21 protein-coding genes are annotated in these 24,960 nt (G+C 73.7%); 6 read left to right on the forward strand and 15 right to left on the reverse strand.

Features of this window, described 5'->3' with window-relative positions; genetic code table 11:
* Positions 1 to 81: 81 nt before the first annotated feature.
* On the forward strand, positions 82 to 2,181 hold the full coding sequence (locus IEZ13_RS07535; RefSeq protein WP_229794535.1) for an acyltransferase family protein: 2,100 nt from the start codon (positions 82 to 84) through the stop codon (positions 2,179 to 2,181).
* A 338-nt stretch (positions 2,182 to 2,519) separates the two neighbouring features.
* Here the strand turns inward: IEZ13_RS07535 and IEZ13_RS07540 are convergent, their stop codons facing one another.
* The 9 genes from IEZ13_RS07540 to IEZ13_RS07580 all read right to left on the reverse strand — a co-directional run bounded on the left by IEZ13_RS07540 (position 2,520) and on the right by IEZ13_RS07580 (position 12,922).
* Positions 2,520 to 2,762, reverse strand: coding sequence for a hypothetical protein (locus IEZ13_RS07540; RefSeq protein ID WP_183219006.1), 243 nt, complete (start codon positions 2,760 to 2,762; stop codon positions 2,520 to 2,522).
* A gap of 168 nt (positions 2,763 to 2,930) precedes the next feature.
* A complete protein-coding gene (locus IEZ13_RS07545) occupies positions 2,931 to 5,666 on the reverse strand; it encodes a helix-turn-helix transcriptional regulator (protein WP_183219007.1) in 2,736 nt (911 codons plus the stop codon).
* Positions 5,667 to 5,729: 63 nt separating this feature from the next.
* Positions 5,730 to 6,233, reverse strand: a complete 504-nt coding sequence (locus IEZ13_RS07550; protein WP_183219357.1) for a hypothetical protein — start codon at positions 6,231 to 6,233, stop codon at positions 5,730 to 5,732.
* 19 nt (positions 6,234 to 6,252) lie between these two features.
* On the reverse strand, positions 6,253 to 7,452 hold the full coding sequence (locus IEZ13_RS07555; RefSeq protein ID WP_183219008.1) for an ABC transporter permease: 1,200 nt from the start codon (positions 7,450 to 7,452) through the stop codon (positions 6,253 to 6,255).
* On the reverse strand, positions 7,449 to 8,213 hold the full coding sequence (locus tag IEZ13_RS07560) for an ABC transporter ATP-binding protein (protein ID WP_183219009.1): 765 nt from the start codon (positions 8,211 to 8,213) through the stop codon (positions 7,449 to 7,451). The genes IEZ13_RS07555 and IEZ13_RS07560 overlap by 4 nt, the downstream gene beginning before the upstream one ends.
* Complete coding sequence (locus IEZ13_RS07565; protein WP_183219010.1) at positions 8,210 to 9,424, reverse strand: efflux RND transporter periplasmic adaptor subunit; 1,215 nt, start codon at positions 9,422 to 9,424, stop codon at positions 8,210 to 8,212. The genes IEZ13_RS07560 and IEZ13_RS07565 overlap by 4 nt, the downstream gene beginning before the upstream one ends.
* A gap of 66 nt (positions 9,425 to 9,490) precedes the next feature.
* Entirely contained in the window at positions 9,491 to 10,936 is a 1,446-nt protein-coding gene (locus tag IEZ13_RS07570; protein WP_203833725.1) for a sensor histidine kinase, read from the reverse strand.
* Positions 10,933 to 11,655: a response regulator transcription factor gene (locus IEZ13_RS07575; protein WP_183219011.1), complete on the reverse strand. Its 723-nt coding sequence runs from the start codon at positions 11,653 to 11,655 to the stop codon at positions 10,933 to 10,935. Before IEZ13_RS07575 ends, IEZ13_RS07570 begins: the two co-directional genes overlap by 4 nt.
* A gap of 79 nt (positions 11,656 to 11,734) precedes the next feature.
* Entirely contained in the window at positions 11,735 to 12,922 is a 1,188-nt protein-coding gene (locus IEZ13_RS07580; protein WP_183219012.1) for an efflux RND transporter periplasmic adaptor subunit, read from the reverse strand.
* A gap of 164 nt (positions 12,923 to 13,086) precedes the next feature.
* Between IEZ13_RS07580 and IEZ13_RS07585 the strand changes: the two genes are divergently transcribed.
* A complete protein-coding gene (locus IEZ13_RS07585; protein ID WP_229794536.1) occupies positions 13,087 to 13,707 on the forward strand; it encodes a hypothetical protein in 621 nt (206 codons plus the stop codon).
* A gap of 461 nt (positions 13,708 to 14,168) precedes the next feature.
* On the opposite strand, the gene IEZ13_RS07590 is transcribed toward IEZ13_RS07585, so the two are convergent.
* Positions 14,169 to 15,200, reverse strand: coding sequence for a LacI family DNA-binding transcriptional regulator (locus tag IEZ13_RS07590; protein WP_183219013.1), 1,032 nt, complete (start codon positions 15,198 to 15,200; stop codon positions 14,169 to 14,171).
* Between the two features lie 73 nt (positions 15,201 to 15,273).
* Here IEZ13_RS07590 and IEZ13_RS07595 point away from each other — a divergent pair, with 73 nt between their 5' ends.
* Complete coding sequence (locus IEZ13_RS07595) at positions 15,274 to 16,500, forward strand: MFS transporter (protein WP_183219014.1); 1,227 nt, start codon at positions 15,274 to 15,276, stop codon at positions 16,498 to 16,500.
* A gap of 414 nt (positions 16,501 to 16,914) precedes the next feature.
* Here the strand turns inward: IEZ13_RS07595 and IEZ13_RS07600 are convergent, their stop codons facing one another.
* Both IEZ13_RS07600 and IEZ13_RS07605 read right to left on the reverse strand, forming a co-directional pair.
* The gene (locus tag IEZ13_RS07600) at positions 16,915 to 18,300 is read right to left on the reverse strand and encodes a hypothetical protein (RefSeq protein WP_183219015.1); all 1,386 of its coding nucleotides are present in this window, start codon (positions 18,298 to 18,300) and stop codon (positions 16,915 to 16,917) included.
* A gap of 106 nt (positions 18,301 to 18,406) precedes the next feature.
* Entirely contained in the window at positions 18,407 to 19,291 is an 885-nt protein-coding gene (locus IEZ13_RS07605) for an alpha/beta hydrolase family protein (RefSeq protein WP_183219016.1), read from the reverse strand.
* A 189-nt stretch (positions 19,292 to 19,480) separates the two neighbouring features.
* On the opposite strand from IEZ13_RS07605, the gene IEZ13_RS07610 reads away from it, so the two are divergent.
* Positions 19,481 to 22,159: a helix-turn-helix transcriptional regulator gene (locus IEZ13_RS07610; RefSeq protein WP_183219017.1), complete on the forward strand. Its 2,679-nt coding sequence runs from the start codon at positions 19,481 to 19,483 to the stop codon at positions 22,157 to 22,159.
* Positions 22,160 to 22,166: 7 nt separating this feature from the next.
* Here IEZ13_RS07610 and IEZ13_RS07615 read toward each other — a convergent pair whose 3' ends face one another.
* Entirely contained in the window at positions 22,167 to 22,733 is a 567-nt protein-coding gene (locus tag IEZ13_RS07615) for a histidine phosphatase family protein (protein ID WP_183219018.1), read from the reverse strand.
* Positions 22,734 to 22,795: 62 nt separating this feature from the next.
* Positions 22,796 to 23,071, reverse strand: coding sequence for a hypothetical protein (locus IEZ13_RS07620; RefSeq protein WP_183219019.1), 276 nt, complete (start codon positions 23,069 to 23,071; stop codon positions 22,796 to 22,798).
* A gap of 223 nt (positions 23,072 to 23,294) precedes the next feature.
* On the opposite strand from IEZ13_RS07620, the gene IEZ13_RS07625 reads away from it, so the two are divergent.
* Both IEZ13_RS07625 and IEZ13_RS07630 read left to right on the forward strand, forming a co-directional pair.
* Entirely contained in the window at positions 23,295 to 24,161 is an 867-nt protein-coding gene (locus IEZ13_RS07625; protein ID WP_183219020.1) for a universal stress protein, read from the forward strand.
* Between the two features lie 133 nt (positions 24,162 to 24,294).
* Complete coding sequence (locus IEZ13_RS07630) at positions 24,295 to 24,747, forward strand: universal stress protein (RefSeq protein ID WP_183219021.1); 453 nt, start codon at positions 24,295 to 24,297, stop codon at positions 24,745 to 24,747.
* A gap of 54 nt (positions 24,748 to 24,801) precedes the next feature.
* On the opposite strand, the gene IEZ13_RS47440 is transcribed toward IEZ13_RS07630, so the two are convergent.
* Positions 24,802 to 24,933 (reverse strand): hypothetical protein, encoded by a 132-nt coding sequence (locus tag IEZ13_RS47440; RefSeq protein WP_260178990.1) that lies wholly within the window; start codon positions 24,931 to 24,933, stop codon positions 24,802 to 24,804.
* Positions 24,934 to 24,960: the final 27 nt, after the last annotated feature.

Consider the following 24,960-nt stretch of genomic DNA (forward strand, 5'->3'; position numbering starts at 1 on the left):
GAGAGCGCCGCCCGGTCCCCGCCGGGCGGCGCTTTTCGTTGTGAGTTGGCTGTGTGGTCACTTGGTGTTCACGGTGGCCTGGTGCAATCCGCCGTGTCGTCGATCCTGATCACTACGCCGCGGCCCGTCCCCGCCGCGGCCGCCCCGGCATCCGGGCACTCCCGGTTCCGTCCCGACATCGAGGGGTTACGCGCGGTAGCCGTCACCCTGGTCGTCCTCTCGCACGCCGGCGCCGGCCGGTTCGCGGGCGGCTACGTCGGCGTGGACGTCTTCTTCGTCATCTCCGGCTTCCTGATCACCACGCTGTTGTTGGCCGAGCGGACCCGGGCCGGCCGGATCTCGCTGCGCCGCTTCTACGCCCGCCGGGCCCTGCGGCTGCTGCCGGTCGCCACCGTGGTGGTGCTGTCCACGGTGGCCGGCGCCTGGTTCCTGCTGCCGGCCACCCGGTTCCACGAGATCACCGTGGACGCGCTGTACAGCACCTTCTACGGGATCAACTGGCGGCTCGCCGGCCAGGGCGTCGACTACATGGCCGCCGCCGCGGAGCCGTCGCCGTTGCAGCACCTCTGGTCGCTCGCCGTCGAGGAGCAGTTCTATCTCGTCTGGCCGCTGCTGATTCTGATCACCGCGCGCAGCCGCCGGCTCCTGGTGGCCGCACTGTCCGTCCTGGTCGCCGGTTCGCTGGCGCTGAGCGTGTGGCAGACCGGGGAGTCCGCGCCGTGGGCCTATTTCGGTTCGCACACCCGGGCCTGGGAACTCGGGGCCGGCGCGCTGGTCGCGGTCGGCTCGGCCCGGCTCGCCACGCTGCCGCGCGGCCTCGCCGCGGCGCTGTCCTGGGTGGGCCTGGCCGCGGTGGGTGCGGCGGCGCTGACCTTCACCGAGGAGACCTCCTTCCCGGGGTACGCCGCGCTGCTCCCGGTGCTGGGCACGACGGTCGTGATCGCGGCCGGGCTACGGCTGACGCGCTGGGGCGCCGGGTCGCTGCTGGGGCTCCGGCCGTTGCGGGAGATCGGCAAGCTCTCGTACGGCTGGTACCTGTGGCACTGGCCGATCCTGATCATCGGTGCGGTGGCGTGGCCGGAGCACCCGTACGCGCTGGCCGCCGGTTCCCTGCTGCTCGCCCTGGTCACCTACCACCTGGTGGAGAACCCGCTGCGGTCGCATCCGCGGTTGCGGGGCCGGGCCCGTACCGGTCTGCTCGCGGGTCTGGCGTTCTCCCTGCTCACCGTCACGGTCGCGGCGGTCGGTGGACGGTTCACGCCGGCCGTCCCGTACGGGCCGCCCGCACCCGGCCTGGCCGCCGAACTCGCCGCCGCCCGAGACCCGCAGACCCGCCTCACCGCGCTGATCGACGAGTCGGCGCGCCGGGGCCGGATGCCGTCCAACCTCACTCCGCCGGTCACCAGCCCGCGCCAGGAGCCGGCCCACGACGCCGACGGCTGCCATGTGGACTTCATCGACACCGAGGTCCGCGGTTGCGTCTACGGTGACCGGACCGCGAAACGGACCGTGTTCCTGGTCGGCGACTCCCGGGCCGGGCACTGGTTCGCGGCGGTCGACAACGCGGCCCGCAACCAGCACTGGCGGCTGGTGGCGCTGACCAAGTCGGCCTGCCAGATCCCGCAGGTGCTGGTCTACAACGTGGTGCTGAAGCGCCCGTACACCGAATGCGTCCAATGGCGGGACGCGGTCTTCGCCCGGATCGCCCGGGAACGGCCGCAGATGGTGGTGGTCGCCTCCAACGACCTGGACAACGGCGGCTTCTACGACGAGTCCGGGAAACTGGTCCCGACCGAGGGCCGCGCCGACGACGTACGGTGGGCGCAGCGCTGGGAACAGTCGTTCCGGAGGCTGGCCGGCATCCCGGCGGTGCTGCTCCAGGACACCCCGTGGCCGGCCGGGATCGCCCCCGCCTGCCTGGCCGCGCACGCCCGGAAGACCCGTGCCTGCGTCCGTCCGGTGACGAAGGCGATCTACGAGCCGAACCGCCGCGCCCTGATCGCCGAAAAGGCGCGGGCCGCCGGCATCCGGGTGGTCGACCCGACACCCTGGCTGTGCACCGCGGTCTGCCCACCGGTCATCGGCGACACCCTGGTCTACCGCGACAAGAGCCACCTGACCCAGACGTACGCCGCCGCGGTGACCCCACTGGTCGAGAAGGCCCTGTTCCCGGCGGGATGACCGGCCCCGGGGCGGCGTCTCACGACGTCGCCCCCGTATTCGAAAAAATCGAAAGGGCAGACGCGTGATGCGCGGATCCGCCGGCGTCCGGATCGTGGGGTGGGGTATCTGGGCATCCGGCGGATCTGCCGGCCGGGTCGCGCCGCCTTCTGGGCGGTGCGGAGGTGCGGCCGGTCGCTGAGCGGGGATGGCCGCACAACGCGAGGATCCTACGCATTGGCCGGATCCGCGGACTCGCAGGGGTCCGCGGAGATGCGAGAACCCCGGGCGCGACCAGCGCGCCCGGGGTTTCACGTGGGCGGTCCCGGGACGGTCGGAACCAGCCCGCCGAGCCGGCCCTAGCGGCCCGGAACTCCGGCGGCGTGCACCGCGGAGGCGTAGCGGCGCTCGGCGTCCTGGCGGCTGAGGATCGCGTGGATCTCGGCGGTCTCCTCGGCGCTGTGCCGGCCGAGCATCAGGTCGAGTTCGGTGCGCTCGGCGGCGGTGCGGAAGGTCGCGAGCTCTTCGGCGAGGCGGCGGTGGGCACGGCGCTCGGCGAGTCGGTTGAGGATGGTGGTCCGGGCGTCACGAATGAACTGCATGGCAACTCCTCGACGGATAGTGACGGAGAAAGCCTCGTCGCTTCCGGGTGCAACAATCCTCCGTTCGTGCGTCATCCCCAAATCCACCAGGTAAAACCCGGAAGACGAAAGTGACGGCCACCACCGGAATCCGGTAACCCGCGTCACTCTCCGCTACTGACGCGCAGGTCAGGAGGGGTTGGTGATCTCCCCCACCGCGAGGACCGTCAAGAGCTGGGTCCGGGACCGTACGCCGAGCTTGCGGTAGACCCGGGTCAGCGTCGCCTCCACGGTCTTGACGCTGAGGTAGAGCCGGGTGGCGATCTCCCGGTTGCTGGCCCCGTCCCGCACCATCCCGGCGATCCGCAGCTCGGTCGAGGTGAGCCCCTGGTCCGGGGTCCCCTCGGTCCGGGCCAGCGCCAGTTCCGCCTCGCGCGCCCACGGCCGGGCCCCGGTGGTGCGGAAGAGCTTGTGCGCCGCCCCGACCGCCTGCCGGGCGGCCGCGTACCGGCGCCGCCGCCGTTCCGCCCCGCCGGCCACCAGCAGGGCGTGCGCCTGTTCGACCGGCTGCCGCAGCCGCTCGAAGTGCCGGGCCGCGGCGGTCGCCAGGTCGGCGGCCAGGTCGGCCTGCCCGGATTCGGAGCTGACGATGGCGGCCGCCCGGTCCAGGTAGCCGGCCAGCGCCGGGCTGCTGCCCAGCCCCTCGGCCGCCTGCCGGGCCAGCGCCAGGGTGGTGGCGGCCTCGGCGTGCTCGCCGACCGACGCCAGCGCGGCGGCCAGGTCGGCCCGCCAGCGCACGATCATCGGGTCGGCGCTGCCCGCCTCGGCCTCGGAGTCGCGCAGCCGGCGCAGGGTGGCCACCCCGGCCCGGGTGTCGCCGGAGCGGACCTCGGCCTGGCCCAGGGCGTGCAGGTTGCGCCGCAGGTAGAGGCCGTCGCCCTCCTGGCGGGAGGCGCGGATGCCCCGGCGGGCGAATCCGGCGGCCGCCTCCAGGCTGCCGCCGGCCAGTTCGGCCACCGCGGCGGTGTACCACGTCGGGCCGGGACTCAGGCCCGCCTCCTGGGCCGCCCGGACCGCGCGATGGGCGTACCGTAATGCCTCCTGGCACCGGCCCGCCCGGGTGGCCACCTCGGAGAGGCTGCGGAGCACCTCGACCCGGGCCTCGCCGATCCGGTCGTGCTCGGCCACCGCGAGCAGGTTGAGCAGATCGGCGCGGGCCTCGTCGAGCCGATCGTCGAAGAGCGCGAAGCGTGCGGCGAAGTAGTGCGGGCCATAGTGCAGCCAGTCCGGGGCCGGGGTGGCGGGCAGCCGCAGCGCCCGTTCCAGCGTGTCGCGCCAGCCGGGCTCGCCCTGGACCCGCTGGATCTGGGCGAGCGCGGTGAGCGCCATCGACTCGGTGGTCGGGTCGCCGGCGAGACGGGCCGCTCGTTCCGCCTCGCGGGCCTCGGCGACCCCGCCCTCCAGGTCGCCGGTGAGCAGCGCGGTCCAGGTGAGCCGCAGCCGGACCGGGGCGGCCAGCGCCGGGTCGTCGCCGGCTTCGGCGAGCGCCGCCGCGAAGGTCTCGCCCATGTCGGCCAGCGCCTGCCCGGCCAGGTCGAGCAGCACGAGACGGGCCCGCACCCGGTGGGCGGGCGGCGCGTCGGCGGCCAGGACCGCCTCCGCGGCCCGCCCGGCGACCAGCGGCACGCCTCCGGTGATGGCGGTGCGGGCGGCGGTGACCAGCCAGTCGAGGCGGTCGGCGGACCGGTCCGGCGGGCAGCGGTCGGCGGCGAGCAGGTACAGCTCGGCGGCGGTGCGCTCGGCGCCGCGTTCCGCGCAGCGGCGGGCCGCGGCGGCCAGATCGGCTGCCACGTCGGGGTCCGGCCGGGCGGTCCGCAGCGCCTGCTGCCGCAGGGCCTCCACCGGGTCGTACGCCGCCGCGGCGAGATCCGCGTGCACCCGCCCGCGGTCGGCGGCCGGGGTCTCGTCGGCGAGCACCCGCGCGAGCAGCGGCGGGGTGAACCGGATCCGCTCGCCGGCGAGTTCGACGACCCCGGCGTCGGCGGCCGACCGCAGGTCCCGGACCGCGTCGTCGCGCCCGGCACGCAGCAGCAGGGTGACCGTCGGCTCGGTGGCCAGCGCCGCCACCAGCAGGGTGTCCCGGGTCTCGGCGGGCAGTTCGGCGAGCCGTTCGCGGGCCAGCTCCCGGACCGGCTCGGGCAGCGACGCCGGGCGCCAGGTGGGCCCGGCCGCGACCGCACCGCCCAGGGCGAGGGCCAGGAACGGGTTGCCGGCGCTGGCCTGGTGCAGCTGGCTGGCGGCACGGCAGGGCAGCCCGTGGGCTTCGAGCAGCGCGGTGAGGTCGTCCGGGGAGAGCGGCGGCACCTCCAGCTCGGTGACCGGTGCGGGGCAGAGCCGGGCGGCGCGGGTCCGGCCGGGCCGGCGTTCGGCGGCGAGCATCCGGACCCGGGGCCCGGGGCGGCGGCGCATGGCGTAGCCGATCAGCTCGGCGGACTCCGGGTCGAGCCACTGGGCGTCGTCGAGGACCAGCAGCAACGGGGAGCTGCGGGCGCAGTGGGCCAGCAGCTCGGGCATGACCAGGCGCCGGGCCAGGGCCGGCGCGCCGGTGCGGGACGGCCGGCCCTGGCGGAGCGCGATGAGAGCGTGCCGTGGCGCGGGCGCCAGGGCGGCGACCGCCTCCGCCGGGACCTGGCGGACGAGGTCGGCCACCCCGGCGTAGGCGAGCGCCCGTTCGCCGCGGGCCGGGCGCAGGCGGAGCACGAGTTCCCCGCGCGCCGCGGCTTGATCGGCGACGGTGTCGAGCAGCGCGGTCCGGCCGATGCCGGGCGGTCCGTGGAGGACCACCCCGCCACCGGCCGCGAGCCGGGCGTCGATGGCCGCGAGTAGTTCCTCCCGGCCGTGCAGAGCGGGAACCACCTCCGGCATCACCCCCAGCATCGAAGGGCTCAGCCTAGGGATCCGTTCACACCGTCATCAATATGTTCAACTTCACTTGGTCGCGGTGACCGATTTCGCGGTCACCGTGCCGTCGTCGGCGGCCTCGCCCTGGACGGTCACCGACTGCCCGGCCTTGACGTCGCTCAGCTTGCCCTTGCTCGCCGTACTGATCGTCGTCGAGCCGTCGGTCTTGACCGTGACCACCGTGCCGTCCTCGGTCTCCACGTAGATGGTCTTGCCGTTGACCAGCTTGACCTTGCCCGTCGTGCCGCTGGTCGCCGCCTCGCTCGTGGTGCTCTGCGGCTGCTGACCGAACCCGCCACCGCCGCGCATTCCGCCGCCTCCGCTGGGGAAGCCGCCGGCCGTGGCGGCCGACGACGGACCCCACTGCTTCTGGGCCTGCACCCCGCCGAGGAAGCCGCCCAGCAACAGCGCCGCCACCCCGAGGCCGACGGTGCCCTTGTTCCACCACTTCCGGGGCGCCGCGGCGGCCAGCTCCGCGGAGAGGCCCTCGTTGCCGGGCACCTTCGCGATGACCGCGGTCTCGTCGTTCATCGTTGTCACAGCAGGGTCCTCACTCGTAGCGCAGCGCGTCGATGGGACGCAGGCGGGCGGCGCGGGCGGCGGGCAGCCCGCCGAAGAACAGCCCGATCGCGATGGAGACGCCCAGGGCGTACCCGATCGAACTGGGCACGATCACCGGTTTCACCCCGACGATCGCGAACTGGGAGCCGATCAGCGCGGCGGCCACCCCGAGGGCGCCGCCGAGCACGCTCAACAGGCTCGCCTCGATCAGGAACTGGGTCAGGATCACCCGCCGGGGCGCGCCGAGCGCCTTGCGGATGCCGATCTCCCGGGTCCGCTCGGTGACCGTGACAAGCATGATGTTGGTGATGCCGATGCCGCCGACCAGCAGACTGATCGCGGCCACCGCCCCGAGCAGGGTGGTGAACGTGGCCGCTGTCTCGCTCTGCGTCTCCAGCAGCGACGACGCGTTCTGGATCCGGTACGGCGTGCTGGTCGACGACGAGTCCACGTCCAGTTTCTGGTTGAGGATCGTGGAGACCTGCCCCTGTACGGCGTCCACCTTGTCCGGGTCGGCCGCCTCGACGACGATCGAGGTCAGCGCGCCGTACCCGGTGAGCACCTGCTGCACCGCGGTGAGCGGGGCGACCGCCCTGTCGTTGGCGTCGTCGAATCCGGTGGAACTCTTGTCCTCCAGCACCCCGACGATGGTGAACAGCGCCCCGCCGACGGTGACCTGCTTGTCGAGCGGGTCGACGCCGGGGAAGAGCTCCTCGGCGACGGTCTTGCCGATCACCACGACCCGCCGGCCCTGGGCGACGTCGTCATCGGTGAAGGCCGAGCCCCGCCCGACCGGGGTGGTGGAGGCGGTGAACCAGGCCGGGGTGGTGCCGACGAAGGTGCCCACCGAGTGGTCGGTGCCCTCGTACGTCATGGTCGCCGACGAGCTGACCACCGGCGACACCGACTTGACGTCCGGCGCCATCTCCTCGTCGATCAGCGCGTCGGCCATGTCCTTGGTCAGCGACGTGCTGCTCGACCCGCCGCGGCCGGTGCTCATCACGGTGATCGTGTTGGTGCCCAGCGCCTCGATCCGGTCGCTGATCGCCTTGGCCGAGCCGTTGCCGACCGCGACCAGCAGGATCACCGCGGCGACACCGATCAGGATGCCGAGCATGGTGAGCGCGGAGCGCAGCTTGTTGGCGCTCAGGCCGCGCAGGGAGAAGCGAATGACCTCGAAGAAGTTCATCGCGTGTGCCGCCCGGCCACCATCGCGCGGCCCTGTGCCACCGGTGCGGCGCCGACCGGGGGCAGGTGCAGCGGGGACTGCCGTGTGTCGGTGACGATGCCACCGTCGACCAGGCGGATCAGCCGCTTGGCGCGGTCGCCGACCTCCCTCTCGTGCGTGATGATCACGATGGTCCGGCCGGCCGCGCTCAGGTCGTCGAAGACCTGGAGCACGTCGTCGGTGGACTTGGAGTCCAGGTTGCCGGTCGGCTCGTCGGCCAGCAGCAGGGCCGGCTCGGTGACCAGGGCCCGGGCCACCGCGACACGCTGCTGCTGGCCGCCGGAGAGCTGGTTCGGCTCGTGGCCGGCCCGGTCCGCGAGCCCGACCACCTCGAGCGCCGCCATCGCCCGGCGGCGGCGCTCCTTCGGCTTGACCCCGGCGTACGCCAGCGGCAGCTCGACGTTGGCCACCGCGCTGGTGCGCGGGATCAGGTTGAACGCCTGGAAGATGAAGCCGATCAGGCGGTTCCGGGCCAGCGCGAGCTGGCCGTCGGAGAGCCGGCTGACGTCCACGCCGTCCAGCAGGTACTGCCCCGAGCTGGGGATGTCCAGCGCGCCCAGGATGTTCATCAGGGTCGACTTGCCGGAGCCGGACGAGCCCATGATCGCCAGGTAGTCGCCGCGCTCGACGGTGAGGGATACCCCGCGCAGCGCGTGCACGGTCGCCTCACCCTGTCCGTAGATCTTCTTCAGGTCGGTGACCTGCAGGACCGGCCGGCTCACTGCGGCCTCCCGCCGCCACCCTGAGGACCGCCGCCGCCACCGGTGAAGCCGCCGCCGCCGAAACCGCTGCCGCCGCCCGGGAAGCCGCCGCCGCCCTGCTGGCTGCCGCTGGTGCTGGTCGAGGTGGTCTTGACGACGACCTGCTCGCCGGCGGTCAGACCGGAGGTGATCTCGGTGGCCGAGTCGCCCTCCAGGCCGATCTCCACCGACCGGGTCTCCTGGACGCCGTTCGCGACCACCGTGACGGTGTGCCGGTTGCCGACCGTGGTGATCGCGGCCGCGTTGACCAGCACGACGTTCTCCTTGGAGCCGGTGGTGACCGACACCGAGACGGTCTGGCCGACCTTCGCGCCGGTCGGCACCTTGTCCAGGGTCAGCGTCACGCCGTAGGTGACCACGCTGTTCGAGGTGGTGGCCGACGGGTCGATGGCCGCGACCTTGGCGCTCTGCGAGACGCCGCTGAGCGCGTTCCAGGTGACCGTGGCGGCCTGCTTCTCCTTGAGGCTTGTCGCGTCCGCCTCGGCGAAGCTCGCCGCGACCTGCATCTTCGTGAGGTCGGCGATCTCGATGAACCCGCTCGACGACGAGGACGACGAACTGCTGGAGGAGGAGGAGCCGCCGCCCTGCGAGTCGCCACCGGAGGAGCCGCTGGAGGAGGACGAGCTGCCGGAGGCCGAGCCGCCGAGCGTGCCGTTGACGGCGGTGACCGTGCCGGCCATCGGGGCGGTCAGCACCGTTCCGTCGACGCCGGCCTCGGCCTCGTCGACGGCCAGGTTCGCCTCGGTGACCTGGTTGGCGGCCTCGGTGGTGTCCGATCCGGCGTCCTCGGCCCGGGCCAGGGAGTCCTGGGCCGCGTCCAGGTCGGCCTCGGCGGCGTCCAGGGCGCGCTGTGCGGCGGCCGGGTCGACCTTGGCCAGCACCTGGCCCTTCTTGACCTTGTCACCGACCTTCACGCTGATCGCGGTGACCGTGCCGCTGGTCTCGAACGTGGCACTCGCGGTGCTGGCGCTCTCCAGGGTCCCGTCCGCGGTCGCGGTCTTGGTGACCGTGCCCTGCTGGACGTTGACCGTGCGCTCGGCGGCCGTCACGGCCGTACCCCCGTCGTCGGTTCCGGAAAATGTCTCGTACACCGTCCAGGCCCCGGCGACGAGCGCTACGCCGATGACGGCGTTGACCACCAACGACGGGTGGCGGCTCAGGCGTACCTTCATGGCTGCACACTCTGCGGCCGTGGGCTATGAGGAGCTTCGGCGAAACCTGGGAGCCAGCTCAAAACCTCACGCCGAGTCACCGACCGCCGGAAGTTCCACCCGGAAGGTGGCCCCGCCGCCCGGCGTCTCGCGGTAGTCCGCGGCGCCGCCGTGCCCCTCCACGATGGCCGCCACGATCGCCAGGCCCAGCCCGGAACCGCCGCCCATGGAGCGGGAACGGCTGGAGTCGGCCCGGTAGAGCCGCTCGAAGATGCGGTCCACGTGCTCCGGCGGCACCCCCGGCCCGTTGTCGCACACCTCGAGGACCGCCACCGGGAAGCCGTCGTCGGAAGTGGCCAGTCCGACACGTACCGTGACGATGGTCTCGGACGGGGTGTGGTTGAGCGCGTTGGCCACCAGGTTGGTGACCACCTGCCGCAGCCCGTGGTCGTCGCCCAGCACGGTGGGCGGCTCGAAGGTGTCCTCGTCGTCGCTGAGCCCGGCGAGCAGCACCTGCCGGCCCGGCATCCGGGCGTGCGCGTCCCGGATGGTGTCGGCGGCGATCTCCAGCAGGTCCACCCGGCGCAGGTCGAGGGTGCGCTGCTGGTCCATCCGGGCCAGCCGGAGCAGGTCCTCGACCAGCACCGCCATCCGGGCCGACTCGGCCTCGATCCGGGCAAGCGTCTCGTCCAGCTGCGGGCCGGGCGGCGCCCCGCCCCGCCGGTACAGCTCGGCCCAGCCGCGGATCGAGGTGAGCGGGGTGCGCAGCTCGTGCGAGGCGTCCGCGACGAACTGGCGCAGCCGCTGCTCCGAGGCGGTACGCGCGCTGACCTCACCCTCGATCCGGGTGAGCATGGCGTTCAGGGCCAGGCCCAGACGGCCCGGCTCGGTGTGCGGGTCGGTGTCCGGGATCCGGCCGGACAGGTTGCCGCCGGAGATCTCCGCGGCCACCGCCTCCATCTCGGTGAGCGGCCGCAACCCGAGCCGCACCACGAACGCGGCCCCGAGCCCGAGCGCCGTCAGCACCAGCAGCATCACTCCGGCGTCGATCAGCATCAGCTGCTGGGTGAGCTGCTCCACCTCCAGCATCGAGGAGCCGATCAGCACGTACCCGCCGCTGTCCCCGGCCGGGACGGCCATCACCCGCCAGTCCGATCCGGCGGCCGTCGAGACGGTGTACGGCCGTCCGGTGCCGGCCCGCTCGGCGACCTCGGCGAGCGGCGCCACCGCGGGGCGCTTGTCGTCGGTGGGCGTGCTGTTGGCGGTGTCCAGGGTCCCGTCGGCGCGGTAGAAGTACATGATCTGGTCGGGCCCGAGGCCACGGAACCGGCCGGGGCGGGGCCCGAAGCGCAGCGGGTTGGCGTCGGCGAGCGGCCGGCTGATGCCGATCAGCTGCTCGTCGATCCGGTCCTGCTGGTACTTGCGGATCAGCAGCAGGCCGGTGATGTTGGCGACCACCACGGCGATCGCGGACAGCACGCCGACGACCAGGACCAGCCTGGACTTGAGAGTCCAAAAGCGCCAGGGGGTCACCCGTCGTCGCGGGGCAGCCGCAGGGCGTACCCGACTCCGCGCACGGTGTGGATCAGCGGTGGCTCGGTCCGGTCGATCTTCCGTCGCAGGTAGTAGACGTAGGACTCCACGATGCGGCCGTCGCCCCCGAAGTCGTACTTCCACACCCGGTCCAGGATCTGCGCCTTGCTGACCACCCGGCCCGCGTTGATCATCAGGTAGCGCAGCAGGTTGAACTCGGTCGGGGACAGCTCGATCAGACGCCCCGACCGGCGTACCTCGTGAGCGTCCTCGTCCATCTCCAGGTCCGCGTACCGCAGCACGCCGGTGTCCTCCTGCGGTTCCTCCGGCTGGCTGCGGCGCAGGATCGCGCGTATCCGTAGCACGACCTCCTCGAGACTGAACGGCTTGGTGACGTAGTCGTCCGCGCCGGCTGACAGTCCCAGGATGCGATCCTCCACCGCGTCCCTGGCGGTCAGGAACAGGACCGGGACCCGATGCCCGGCAGCCCGCAGACGCTGGGCCACCTCGATCCCGTCCACGTCCGGAAGCATCACGTCGAGGACGATCAGATCCGGCTCGAACTCCTGCACCGCGATCAGGGCGGCGTTACCCGACTCGGCCACCCGCACATCGAAGGCGACCAGCCGCAACGTCGCGCTGAGCAGCGCGGAGATGTTCGGCTCGTCGTCGACGACCAGGACACGGGCGGGCCGTGCCGCGGGGTCGAGCGTGGTCACGGAACCTCGGGTATCGGAAAGCACCGCATAGAACTATCAGCGATTTCTTTGAAGAACCTATGAGCGGGAAGGGAGGAACCTACCAGGAACGGGCCACCGGGTCGCCCACGGCGAGACCGGACACGATCTCCGTGTACTGGTCGCCGCGCAGGCCCAGCTTCACCTGCGTGGCGGTCCCGTCCCTGAGCACCGTGCCGTCCTCCCCGGACACGTCGTGCACCGCGGTACTGGGCACCCGCAGCACGTCGTCCTTGCTGCCGGTGGTCACCCGTACGCTGGCGCTCTGCCCGACCAGCAGCTCGTCCGGGGCGTCGTCGAAGGAGAGCACGACGCCGAAACGGGTGAGCGTGCCGTCGCTGGTGCCGACCGGGTCGACCTGCACCACCGTTGCGTCGAACGTCTCGCCGGCCCGGTCGGCGAGAGTGATCACCGCCTTCTGGGCGACCGCCAGACGGTCCGCGTCGGCCTCCGGGAAGTCGGCGCTGATCTGCATGTCGTAGACGTCGGCCAGGGTGATGAAGGTGGACCCGGACTTGGCGCTGCTGCCCACCTTGCCGCTCACCGAGATGACCTTCCCGGCGATCGGGGCGGTGATGGTGGCGCCGTCCAGGGCCTCCTCGGCCTCCTCCAGGTTCACCTCGGCCGCGTTCACCCGCTGCTGCGCGCTCAGGATCGAGTCACCACCGGAGGACCCGCCCCGCGAGGAGCAGGCGGCGGCGCTCTTCGTACCGGTGGGGCTCGGTTTCGAGGTCTTGGTCCTGGTCGGCGTGGGCGACGTGGTCGCGGTGGCCGAGGGAGAAGCCGTCGCCGAGGCCGAAGGCGAGGCGGAAGCGGACGCCGTGTAGGCGGCCGCCACGTCGCAACCGGACGAGGAGGAGGACGTGGACGACGCCTTCGTCAGCGCCTGCTGCGCGTCGTCGAGCGCGTCCCGCGCGCCGTCGACCGCCTCGGCCGCATCCGTGTCGTCGACGGTCGCCAGCACCTGCCCGGCGGTCACCGCCGTGCCGGCCCGCACCTTGACCGTCTCCACCGTCCCCGACACCGCGAACGACAGGCTGCGCGTCTGCGCCGGCTGCAACGTGCCGGTGGTGGCGACCTCGGTGGTCACCTCACCCTTGTCCACCTCGACGGTCTCGGCCGCCTTCGATTCCTCCCGCGCGGCGCCGGCCGTCAGCGCCCGCACCACGCCGAAGGCGACAAGTGCGAGCACGACGACCGCCACGCCGAGCCGGATCAAACGCCGGCGACCGGCCAGTGCAACACCCATGGTCGCCGAGTGTGACCACCGGTCCTCGCCGCGGGCTCGGTCCTACCTGGGAGTTCGCTCGGAGCACGTTCTTAGGTAATTCCTAGGGTCGTCCGACCTCCCGCATAGGTGGGGCGGCTTTCCTTCACACATTCCCGCCCGTTGACATTTACCTAAGGAGTCCGGTGATCAGTTCGAAGCGCGTCGCGGCCATCTTCGCGGTCTCGGTGGCCATGCTGTTCACGGCGGCCTGCGGCGGCTCGGAAGAGGCGAGCACCGACAGCGGCACCACCGGGCAGAACGGCGGTGGCGGCAACAACGCGTTCGCCGCGTACATCAGCTGTCTGAACGAGAACGGCGTCACCATCACGATGCCCTCCGGCGGCCCCGGCGGCGGTGGCGCCCGCCCGTCCGGCGCACCCGACGGCGTCCGTCCCTCCGGCGCGCCCGACGGCGTCCGCCCGTCCGGCGAGCCGCGTCCCTCCGGCAGCGCCGGTCAGCGCGGCGGCGGCTTCCCCGGCGGTGGCGGCGGTTTCGGCAAGCCCGAGGGCGTCGACGACGCGACCTGGCAGAAGGCCCAGGAGGCGTGCGCCTCGGTCCGCCCGAGCATGGGCGCCGGCCGCGGCAACCAGGGCGGCGGCACTGCTCCGGGTGGCGGCACTGCTCCGGGTGGCGGCAACGCCAACGCCGCCTACGAGAACTGTCTCAAGGAGAACGGCGTCACCGACCCGGCCAAGGTCGACACCACCGACGCCACCGCGAAGAAGGCCGTCGAGACCTGCTCGGTGCTCAAGCCCACCTCCTGAACTCCGTGCCGGCGCCGCCGTCCCCCGTCGTTGCGGCGCCGGCACGGTCGAACTCGGGCACCCGCGCCGCACTCACTCCGGGCGCGGGTCGTTCCTTTTCAGACCCGGATCTCGTACGCGGCAAACCGCCCCCGAAAAATCCACCCCGTCCCCGGAAGCTCCCGCGAGCCAGGCGTCACTCCCGCCTTTGCCGCGCCCGCCGGGCTGAGCTCGGTGGTCCGGCTGGCTCCCGGCGCTGACCCCGCTGGTCGATTTGCCCCACCGCCATCCACCGCCCGCGCTGTCCGGCCCGGCGGCCACTCACGTCGCGCCGTCCGGCCCGGCGGCCACTCACGTCGCGCCGTTCGTGTGCCCGGCCTGCCGCCATGACACGGGCGGGCGACCACGGAAACCGTTACGTGTGCGCTAGCCTGGCGCAAACGCGCCGGAGGGGCGGACAGCGGGGCAATCGGCCAGCGGGGTCAGCGCTGTCTCGGCGGCCGTGCGCCGGCAGCCGGCCGGGGTGCGCCCGTCGTGCCGCGGACGACCAGGCGGGGTGGGACGACCATCTCGCGGGGACCGGCCGGGGTGCCCTCGATTCGCGCTACCGCCCGCTCGATCGCGCCCGCCGCCATGGTGTCGATGTCCTGGCCGATGGTGGTCAGGTCGATGTGCGCGAGCCGGCTCAGGCCGGTGTCGTCGTAACCCACCACGCTGATGTCCCCGGGCACGCCCAGCCCGTTGCGGCGCAGGACGTCGAGCAGCCCGGTCGCGCTCAGGTCGTTGAAGACGGTCACCGCGGTCGGCGGGTCCCCCAGCAGCCGCTCCGCGGCCCGGGCGCCGTCCTCCTCACCGGCCCCGCCGGACACCACCCGGATGTGCTCGGCCAGCCCGTGCCGCCGCATCGCCTCCTGGTAGCCGGCCCGCCGCTCGGCCGACCCGTGCCACTCCCCGCCGTCGACGTGGGCGATCCGCCGGTGCCCGAGCCCGACCAGGTGATCGACGGCCTGGTGGGAGCCGAGCGCGTCATCGTTGTGCACCACGTCGACGTCGCGCCGCCGGGCCGCGCGCATCATCGCCACCACCGGGAGGCGGGCCGCGATCGACGCCAGCTCGGAGGCCCGCAACTGGCCGCCGAACAGCACCAGCGCCTCGCACCGGTCCTGCAGAAGGTCGCCGACGGCCGTACGCTCGCCGCGCAGTGGTGTCACCGCGCTCAGGGTGAGTTGATATCCGGCCTTGCCGGCCGCGTCGTAGAGCCCGGTGAGCAGGTCGTGATGGAACGGGTGCCGCACGTCGAAGACGACCCCGAGCAGCCGGCTGCGACCGCTGCGCAACAGCCGGGCCCGGCTGTCCGGCTGGTATCCGAGCCGGCGCGCCACCTCCAGCACCCGCTCCCGGGTGGCGGCCCCGGCCCCGGGCGCGCCGCGCATCACGATCGACACCAGTGCCACCGACACGCCGGCCTCGGCCGCGACGTCGGCGAGGGTAGTCCGCCGCTCCGCTGACTGCATGGCGGCATCCTACGTTGTGATCACTAGAACGTTCTATTCGCTCCGGAACTAGAACGTTCTAGAGTCTCCGGACGTGGAGACACTGACCGACGGCCGCCGCTGGGCGGCCCTGCTCGCCCTGTCCCTGGGCGGTTTCGGGCTCGGCCTGACCGAGTTCGTCGCCATGGGGCTGCTACCCGACATGGCACGCGACCTGATGCCCGAGTCGTACGCCGCCTCGGTGCCGGACGCACTGGCCCACACCGGCTGGATGATCACGATCTACGCGCTCGGCGTCGTCGTGGGCGCGCCGACGATCGCCGTGATCACCGCCCGGCAGCCCCGCCGGCGGCTGGTGCTCGGCCTGCTCGCCGTCTTCGTCGTCTTCACCACGGCGTCCGCGCTGGCGCCCACGTTCGAGCTGGTCCTGGCCGCCCGGTTCGGCGCGGCCCTGGCGCACGGCGCCTACTTCGGGGCGGCCGGTCTGCTCGCCGCCGCCATCCTGGGACCCGGAAACCAGGGACGCGGGGTCTCCATCGTGATCGGCGGGCTGACCGCGGCCAACCTCGCCGGCGTCCCGCTGATCACCGTGCTCGGGCAGAACCACGGTTGGCGGGCCGCGTACCTCGCCGTCGCCGCCGTTTTCGCCCTCAGCCTGCTCGCCGTCCTGGTCACCGTGCCCACCGTGGCGGCCGACCCCGGCGGCTCGCCCCGCGCCGAGTTGCGTGCCTTCCGCAACCCGCAGGTGTGGCTGGTCGCCGCGGCCGTCGCCGTCGGAACCAGCGGCTTCTTCGCGGTGAACAGCTACGTCGCACCGATCACCACGCACGTGGCCGGCCTGTCCGAAGCGGCCGTCCCGTGGGTGCTCGCCTGCATGGGCCTGGGCATGACCGTCGGCATCGCCCTCGGCGGGGTCGCCGCCGACCGCGATCTGCGGCGCGCCGTCCTGATCGGTTTCGCCGGCCTGATCGGCTCGGTCACCATGTTCGGCCTGACCGCCGTGCACCCGGCCGGCCTGTTCCCGGCCGCCTTCCTGGTCGGCGCCGCCAGCCTCTTCATCGTCCCGGCGCTGCAGTCCCGCCTCATCGCGGTGGCCCCGGGCGCCCAGCTGATGGGCGCCGCGGTCAACCAGTCCTCCCTGAACATCGCCAACGCCACCGGCGCCGCCCTCGGTGGTGCCGTCATCGCCGCGGGCTGGGGTTACCTGGCGTCCGCGTGGCTGGGCGTCGCCCTGTCCCTCGCCGGCCTGCTCCTGACCCTGCTCAGCTTCCGCCTCGACACCCGCACCCCGGCCCCGGCTCCCACTCCCGTCCCCGCCTGATACCCCCTCCCCGAACGCCCCCAACGCACCCCCAAAGCCCCCGAACCACCGCCAAGCCGGGCCCCACCGCCGGCACCTGCCCTCCACCGCAGCCAACCCGCGCTCACACGCGCGGCGCTCAACGCACCTCCACCTCCAAACCAGCCGATCTTGGACGATCACCCACCGAATCCGGTGACAAAACGTCCAAGATCGCGGCCGGGAACAGCGCAATCACGACCAGCCACCCAAGCAACAGACAGCCACACCAACAAAGACCCCGAACGGCCACGATCTTGGACGATCACCCACCGGATTCGGTGGCAAAGCGTCCAAGATCGGCAGCGGGAGCGGCGGCACGAGGACGGAGGCAGCGGGAACGGCGGCACGAGGACGGAGGCAGCGCGGACGTGGGAGCCGCCGGGCGGCCGGAGGTCAGAGGTCGGCCTCGGCGAGGATGCGGAGGATCTGGGAGTGCGGAAGGTTGGGGTTGGCGGCGGCCCGCCCGTGGATCTCCGGGTCCGCCAGCAACTCGACGACCCGGGCCGCTGACAGGCGCGGGTCGTCGGCCAGGAAGGCGCGGACGTACGGATCGGGGTCGCGGCTGAGCCGGTCGATCAGAGCGGCCGGCGCCTCCGGGTCGAGGCGCGCCAGGGCCCTAGCTTGCCCGGAAGGGTGGTCCGCGTAGCCGGCCAGACCGGCCTGCCCGGAAGGGGGGTCCGCATGCACGGCCAGACCGTCCCGCCCCGAGGGAGGGTCCGCATGCACGGCCAGACCGTCCCGCTCCGAAGGGGGGTCCGCATAGCCGGCCAGACCGGTCCGGTCGGAAGGGGGGTTCGTGTGGGCGGCGAGGCCGGCGCGTGGGAACGCCGGGTGCGCGAGCAAGTCCTCCTCGCCGGTTTCCAGGTAGGTGCGGAGCACCAGATCACCGGGCGCCGCCGCCTGATGCGAGCAGAGCGCCAACCGCACGAGCGGATCCCCGTCCCCCGCCAGCAGGGCGATCAGATCGGCGGGCAGGTCCGGATGACCGGCGGCGCCGCGCCGGAGCAGGGGATGCCGCGAATGGGCGCAGCGCCGCAGCTCCGAGGGCCCGGCCGCGATCACCCACCCCGGTACGGAGGCGTCCGCCGGAACCGGGCAGTCGATGGCCGCCCGCTCGTCCTCGTCGAGTTCCGGCCGCACCGACACGGCGAGCCGGACCCTCGGCGACGGATCGGCCGCCAGCCGCCGCACCCACGATTCCGGTAGTTCCGGGTCGGCGGCGGCCTGGGCCCGGTTCCACGGCGAGTCGCCGGAGGCGTAGGCGACGGCCTGGTCACGGCCCATCGTCGGTTCCTGGAACGGTTTGCGTTCGAGCAGTTCCCGGGCGGCTTCGGCGATCCGGGGGTACGGGTCGCGGGTGAGCCGGTTCAGCACGTCGGGGGGTGTGCCGGGCAGGAAGGTCAGCATGTCCCGTACCAGTCGCTCGGGGTGTTCGGCGAGCCGGCGGTGGACCCAGTGCGGAAGCGGACCGGCCCAGCGGGTGCGCGGGCCTTCCAGGAGGGCGTGCAGCACGTCGATGCTGAGGTCGCCGGCGAGCCGGGCGCGCTGTTCGCCGGTCGCGCCGGGGCTCTGGGCGAGGGCTTCACGGACGGCCGGGTCGGGGTGGGTGACGAGCGCGTCGAACGCCTCGTCGGTCCATTCCCGGCGGGCGGTGACGTGCCGCGGCCCGACCCGTTCGTCACCGGCCAGGACGAGCAGCGTCTCGGCCGGGAGTGCGGGATTGCACGCCAGAGCACGGAGCCGGTCGCGGACGGGATCGGCGGTCAGGGCGTCCTCCACAGCGGCGATCGGTGCGGGCGAGCCGCGTGAGCATAATCCGGCGGCGCGCATGCGAGAAACCCGACAGGAGCGGGGCCATCGGCCTCCGCCCCCGCGGGTCGAACGATCAGCCGATCGGGCAGGAACTGCGGTAATCGGAGATGGACGTGCTGCTCGGGCCGGGGCAGATGAACTGGGTGTAGCGGGTGTCGTCGTCGACGAACCGCTTCAGCCAGGAGACCATCTGCACCGCGGTCGGCGTGTTGGTGCTCTGCGGGAAGAAGTGGCTGGCGTTGTTGAGCTCCAGGTACGACTTCTCCGCCGAGGCCGGGATGCTGTTGTAGAACGGGATCGAGTGGCTCGACACCGCGGCGATGGTGTCGCTCTCCCCGCCGACGATCAGCGTCGGCACCCGCAGCTCGCTCCACGACTTGTCCGTGTTCCACGGCGCCAGCGGCACGGCGGCCTGCAGGGACGGCCGGTCGCTGGCCGCCTCGAGGCTGCCGCCGCCGCCCATCGAGTGCCCGGCCACGGCGAGCCGGCTCGCGTCGATACGGGAGCGCACCGAGCTGCGCTGGGTCAGGTAGTCGAGCGCGGCCAGCAGCTGTGTGCCGCGGGAGGCGGGCTGGTCGGCGGTGGTGTTGGTCTCGATGCCGATGACCACGAAGCCGTGCGAGGCCAGGCGCGGTCCGAGCCAGGAGATGCTGGACCAGTAGGCGGTGAATCCGGGCGAGATGGCGATCGCCCCGAAGGTGCCGTCGGCGGTCGTGGTCGGGTAGTAGATCTCGCCACCGCCGAAGCCGGTCGCGGAGAGGCGGGAGACGGAGGTCTGACTGACCGCGTACGGCCCGCGGGAGGCCTGGAGCGCGGAGAGCGTGGGCGCGGGGCCCCGCTCGTACGGGTTGTCGGCGGCCTGGGCCACAGCGGCGCCCGGACCGACGACGAGGGCTACCGTGGCCGCCGCGGTGAGCAGCGCCCGGCGTGCCCGGCCGGGAACGGTTCTCTGGTGCACGTCGACTCTCCTAACTGGGGGATCGGATCGACGAGCGTCAGTTTCAACAGCTCACCGGCGGTCACGCATCGGCGAAATCACCTGCGTCGCGTCATCGCCCGGCAACATCCCGGAAATTTCATCAGCCGAAATGGTCTTCCGCGCGGACCCCCGGCACGGAACACTCGCCGCATGTTTGATGCACCGGCAGTGCAGAAAGTTCGGCCGGCCGCGCACACCGAGATCGGCCGCCTCCTGTCCGCCGCCGCGTCCGGCCGGGGCGGCGTCCTCGTCGTCTCCGGCGCGCCCGGCGAGGGCCGGTCCACCCTGCTGCGCACGTTCACGTCCGAACCCGGCTGGACGGTCCTCACCGCGTGCGGCCATCCCGACGAGCGCGAATACGCGTACGCCGGCCTGCGCGGCCTGATCACCGGAATCGGCGACCGGCTCGCCGAGCTCGCTCCCGCGCCACGCGAAGCGCTGGCGCACGCTCTCCGCGGCGCCGGCCCCGGCGATCCGGTCACCCTCGGACTCGCCACCCTCGCCCTGCTGCGTACGGCGACGCGCACCCGCCCCCTGCTGTGCCTGATCGACGACGCCCACCTGCTGGACCGGGCGTCCTGGCAGGCGCTCACGTTCGCCGCCCGCCGCCTCGGCCCGGAGCGGGTCGCCATGCTCTGGTCGTTCCCGGCCGGCGCCGAACCGCCCGGCCCGCCGGTGCACCGACTCACCCCGCTGGACCCGGTGGAGTCCCGCGCGATCCTCGCCGGTCACGCCCCCGACCTGGCCGAGGACGTCGCCGGCACGCTGACCGAGCTGGCCGCCGGCAACCCGGCCGCCCTGGTCGACCTGGCCGCCGCCCTCACCCCGCAACAGCGCCGCGGGTACGCCCCGCCGCCGGAGTCACTGCCCCCGGACAGCCCACTGCGCCGCCGCCTGGCCGCCGAACTGAACGCCCTGCCGCCCCGGACCCGCCACCTGCTGCACCTCGCGGCCGCGGCCCCGGACGCCTCCCCGGACACGTTGCTGGCCGCCGCGTTCCCGTCCGGCGACGCGACCGGGCCGGCGCTCGGGGACTTCGCGGCGGCCGAGCGGGCGGGGCTGGTCAGCGTCACGGCGGCGGGCGTGCGGTTCCGGAGTCCGTTGATGCGCGCGGTGGCGTACACGGAAATGACCGCGGCCCGGAGGCGGACCGCCCACGCCGCGGTGGCCGGGGTTCTCCAGGCGCGTGGCGCGACCCTGCCCGCGCTGCTGCATCGCGCCGCGGCCGCCTCCGGGCCGGACGACCGGCTGGCGAGCGAGCTGGCCGAGGCGGCCCGCTCGGCGGATCCGGCGGTGGCCGCCGAGGCCCGCCGGTACGCCGCGGCCCTCTCCCCCACCCCCGGCGGAAGGGCCGGCCTGCTGTTGGACGCGGCCCGCTCGGCGTGGCTGGCCGGCCGCCCGCACGAGGCCGGCCAGCTGATCCGCCGGATCCCGCCGGCCGGCGGCAACGCCCGGGTCCGGGCCCGCGGTCTGACCGCCGAGATGAGCCTGCCGGAGGGCCGGCCGGGCGCCCGGGACGTGCTGCTGGACGTGGCCGCCGAACTGGCCGAGACCGATCCGGGCACGGCCCTGGAGGCGCTCGCCCTGGCCGGCGAGTCGGCCTGCCGGTCCGGGGAGCAGAGCCGCTACTCGGCGCTGGCCCGCCGGGTCGCCGCCGGGCAGCGCGGTGACGAGCCGCCCGCCGTGGCGCTGGCCTTCCACCATGTCGCCGGGCTGGCGCGGATCGCCGACGGTGACGAGCCGGGCGCGTTCGTACGGCTGCGGGAGGCGGTGGCGCTGGCCGACCGGGTCGCCGAACCGGGCCCGCTGCTACGTGCCGCGACCGCCGGCATCCTGGTGGGCGACCCCCGCCGGGCCGGTGCGCTGGCCGGGCGCGCGGCGGTGCTGGCCCGCGAGGCCGGGGCGGCCGTGCTGGTTCCGCAGGCACTGGAGCTGGCCGCGCTCTCCGGGATGGCGGCCGGCGACTACCCGGCCGCGAACGAGGCCGCCCTGGACGGCGCGGCGGTGGCCCGCGGCACCGGGCAGCCGGTCCTGGCCGGCGCCCATCTGGCCGTGCTGGCGGTGCTGGCCGCCCTGGTCGGTGACCGGGAGACGGCGCTGACCCGGATCGCGGCGGTCGGTGACGGCCCGTCCCGGCCGCTGTGCGAGTGGGCGCTGGCATTGCTCGACCTGGTCGACGGGAGGTGCCCGGCGGCCGCCGAACGACTGCTGGCCGTGGTGACCGGGCCACCCGGGCCGGGGTCGGCGCTGCTGCGGGTGGCGGTGGTGCCGCACCTGCTGGAGGCGGCCGCGCAGATCGGCCTGCGGGAGCCGGTGGAGCCGGTCGCGGTGGCCTTCGACCGCTGGTCGGGGCGGACCGGGCAGCCGGGCTGGCTGGCGCTGCGGGACCGGTGCCGGGCGCTGCGGGCCGACGACGGCGAGGCCGCGGCCGGGCACTTCGACGCGGCGCTGGCCCACGACGGGGAGGCCGGCTTCCCGCGGGCGCACACCGAGCTGCTCTACGGCCGGCTGCTGCGCCGGCAGCGGCGGCACGTGGCGGCACGCACCCATCTGCGCCGGGCCGCCGAGACGTTCCGGCTGATGGACGCCGGGCCGTGGGCGGCGCAGAGCGTACGTGAGCTGCGCGCCGCCGGCGAACGGGTTGAGGCGCCGGCGGCCACCGGCCCGGCGCTGACCGCCCAGCAGGAACGGATCGCGTCGCTGGTGGCCGGTGGCGCCACCAATCGGGAGGTGGCGCAGGAGCTGCACCTGAGCCCGCGGACGGTGGACCACCATCTGCGCAACGTCTTCGCCCGCCTGGGGGTCCGCTCCCGCACCGAGATGGCCCGCCTGATCACGGCCCGCTGAGCCGGGGTCAGCGGCCCGCGTTCCAGGAGAGCAGCACCGGGTCGGCGTCGTGTTCGAACCCGAGGACCGAGATCGTGCCGGTGTCCAGGCGCAGCAGCCCGCCGCCGGCCGGCGGCAGCCCGATCCAGCGGGCGCCGGCCACCCGCAGACAGTGCCCGTGGGCCACCAGGGCCACATCGCCGCCGAACTCGCGGGCGCGGGCCAGAACCCGGTCCAGCCGCGCGCCGACCCGGTCCGGGGACTCCCCGCCCGGGCATCCGTCGGTCCACAGCGACCACCCCGGCCGCCGGGCCCGGATGCCGGCCGTGGTGACGCCCTCGTACTCGCCGTAGTCCCACTCGGCCAGATCGTCGATCACCTCGGTCACGGTGAGCCCGGCCAGTTCGGCGGTGCGCAGCGCCCGCTGCCGTGGGCTGGCGAGCACCGCGCCGAAACTCCGCCCGGCGATCCGTTCCCCGGCGGCACGCGCCTGCCGCTCACCCTCCGCGGTCAACGGCAGATCGGTGTACGACGTGTGCCTGCCGTCGGCGCTCCACTCGGTCTGCCCGTGCCGGATCAGCACGATCTCCGCCATCCCGCCCGCCTCTCTGCTCCGGCAGCGGATGCCGGTTCTTCGATACCCCGGGGATCCCGGTCTCATGCCAGGCGGTCGTCCCACGGCACGGCTAGCGGGTGCCGCTCCTCGTCCCGGGCGGCCAGCCGTTCGATGGCCCGCTGGTACTGCGGGCGGGTGATGTCGCCGCCGACCAGTTGGGCGGCGAGGACGCCCTCGAGGCAGGTCGGCCTGGCGGTCTCCGCGGGTTCCGCGATCGCGGCGGCCGGTGTCCGGTGGGCCCGGTCGCCCGGTGCGGGCCACAGGGCCAGAATCGCGGCGGCGATCAGACCGAGTGTCGCCACCAGGAGAATCATCATCGGTTACCACCTCCCTACGTAACATCCTCGTCACTCAAAGCAATGATCAGCAGGTGAAGCCCGAAAGATCCGTTTCGACACACCGGGCGCCCCTCGTACGGGAGACGCGTTCACGACGCCGTTCGGTTGCCGCGAAGGTCCCGGCCGGAAGGGACCGATTCCCCTGACCCGGGCCGGCCGGCCGGAGTGGGATGGAGAGGCAGGAACCCACCGAGGAGGAGCCATGCGGACCGCAACCATCGTCGTCGCCACCGACGGCACCGCGTCGAGCCGGGCGGCGATCCGCTGGGCGGCCCGGGAGGCCGCACGGCGTGCCGCCACTCTCCGGGTCACCCACGTCCTCGACTGGCAGCACGGCGAGGCCCGCTACGACCTCGACGGCGGCGGCTTCGCGGCGGCCCGGCAGATCGCCGAGGGGGTGGCGCGCACCGGCGCCGCGCTGGCCCGCGAGGTCGTCCCGGAACTGTCCACCGAGATCGACATCCTGGTCGGCAACCCGGCCGCCCGGCTGCTGTCCCAGGCGGGCGACGCCGACCTGCTGGTGCTCGGCAGCCGCGGCCGGGGCGGCTTCGCCAGCCTCGTGCTCGGCTCGGTCAGCCAGCGGGTCGCCATGCACGCCGGAGTCCCGGTGGTCGTGGTCCGGGGCCGCGGCGACGTCACCGACGGCCCGGTCGCGGTCGGCTTCGACGAGTCCGAGCAGTCCCGGCACACCCTGCGGACCGCCTTCGAGCTGGCCGCCGCCCGGGGCGCCCCGCTCGCCGTGATCCGCACCTACCTGCCGGTGCTGTCGCTCTACATGGGCGTCGCCGTGGCGAATGTGCCCACCCCCGAGGAGGACGCCGCCGAACGCCTGCGCCTCGATGAGCAGCTCGCCCCGTGGCGGGAGCGGTTCCCGGCCGTCCAGGTGGAGGCGCTGCTCTCGCACGACAGCGCCGCGGCCGTGCTGTCCGGCGTCTCACACGGGGCCCAGCTGGTCGTCGTCGGCAGCCGCGGCCACGGCGCCCTCGCCGGCACCCTGCTCGGCTCCACCGGCCTCCAGCTTCTGCACCACGCCGACAGCCCGGTCTACCTCGACCGGCAGGCCGCCTGACGCCACTCCCGGCGGCCGCTCACCCTCGCCGCGCGCGGCCGCCGGCTCCGTGCCACCGCAAAATCAACCCATCGGGGTACGCCGTGAGTAAACCGGCGCATCCAGGGCAAAGAATCCCACCGAGGAGGCAAGGATGAGCACCGGATATCTGATCGTGGTGGGCGTCGACGGCTCCGAAGGCGGCCGCCGAGCCCTGCGCTGGGCCGCCACCGAGGCCGCCGCACGCGGTGGCGCCGTACGGGCGGTGACCGCCTGGTCCTGGGACGGGCTCGACTACGGCCCGGCCCCGGCCGAATCCCCCGGCGAGGAGCGGGAACGCGCCGTCTGGATGATCGACGCCGAGATCCGGGAACTGGTCCGGGAACGCGGCTCGCACCTGCCGGTGACCGGCGAGGCCGTCGAGGGCTCCCCCGCCGAGGTGCTGTCGGCCGCCTCCCGTGGCGCCGACATGCTGGTCCTCGGCAGTCACGGCCACAGCCGGGTGCGGCACACCGTACTGGGCTCGGTGAGCGAGTCCTGCGTACGCATGGCCTGCTGCCCGGTCGTGGTCATCCCGGTGCCGGCCCGTGAGCCGGCCGCCGTCTGACCCCGCTCGATCCGCAACGGGACGTGCCCCTGGGGGCGCGTCCCGTTGCCGTCTTCAGCGGCGGGCGGCGCCGTGCCGCCGGTGGCCTTCGGGCGGCCAGATCCGGTCGATGATCGACTCCAGCAGCGGCCCGGCCAGGATCAGGACCACGAAAAGCAGGACGATGAGCGTCACGACGATGGCCACGAGGACACCTCCCGGGTGTGTCAGGCC

Source organism: Actinoplanes campanulatus, assembly GCF_014647795.1.
GTDB lineage: Bacteria > Actinomycetota > Actinomycetes > Mycobacteriales > Micromonosporaceae > Actinoplanes > Actinoplanes campanulatus.

Coding starts and splice junctions, on each gene's coding strand:
- IEZ13_RS07565 (WP_183219010.1), bottom strand. CDS start 9,424: ATGAAGGTACGCCTGAGCCGCCACCCGTCGTTGGTGGTCAACGCCGTC.
- IEZ13_RS07540 (WP_183219006.1), bottom strand. CDS start 2,762: ATGCAGTTCATTCGTGACGCCCGGACCACCATCCTCAACCGACTCGCC.
- IEZ13_RS07555 (WP_183219008.1), bottom strand. CDS start 7,452: ATGAACTTCTTCGAGGTCATTCGCTTCTCCCTGCGCGGCCTGAGCGCC.
- IEZ13_RS07545 (WP_183219007.1), bottom strand. CDS start 5,666: ATGCCGGAGGTGGTTCCCGCTCTGCACGGCCGGGAGGAACTACTCGCG.
- IEZ13_RS07580 (WP_183219012.1), bottom strand. CDS start 12,922: ATGGGTGTTGCACTGGCCGGTCGCCGGCGTTTGATCCGGCTCGGCGTG.
- IEZ13_RS07630 (WP_183219021.1), top strand. CDS start 24,295: ATGAGCACCGGATATCTGATCGTGGTGGGCGTCGACGGCTCCGAAGGC.
- IEZ13_RS07550 (WP_183219357.1), bottom strand. CDS start 6,233: ATGAACGACGAGACCGCGGTCATCGCGAAGGTGCCCGGCAACGAGGGC.
- IEZ13_RS07625 (WP_183219020.1), top strand. CDS start 23,295: ATGCGGACCGCAACCATCGTCGTCGCCACCGACGGCACCGCGTCGAGC.
- IEZ13_RS07590 (WP_183219013.1), bottom strand. CDS start 15,200: ATGCAGTCAGCGGAGCGGCGGACTACCCTCGCCGACGTCGCGGCCGAG.
- IEZ13_RS07615 (WP_183219018.1), bottom strand. CDS start 22,733: ATGGCGGAGATCGTGCTGATCCGGCACGGGCAGACCGAGTGGAGCGCC.
- IEZ13_RS07620 (WP_183219019.1), bottom strand. CDS start 23,071: ATGATGATTCTCCTGGTGGCGACACTCGGTCTGATCGCCGCCGCGATT.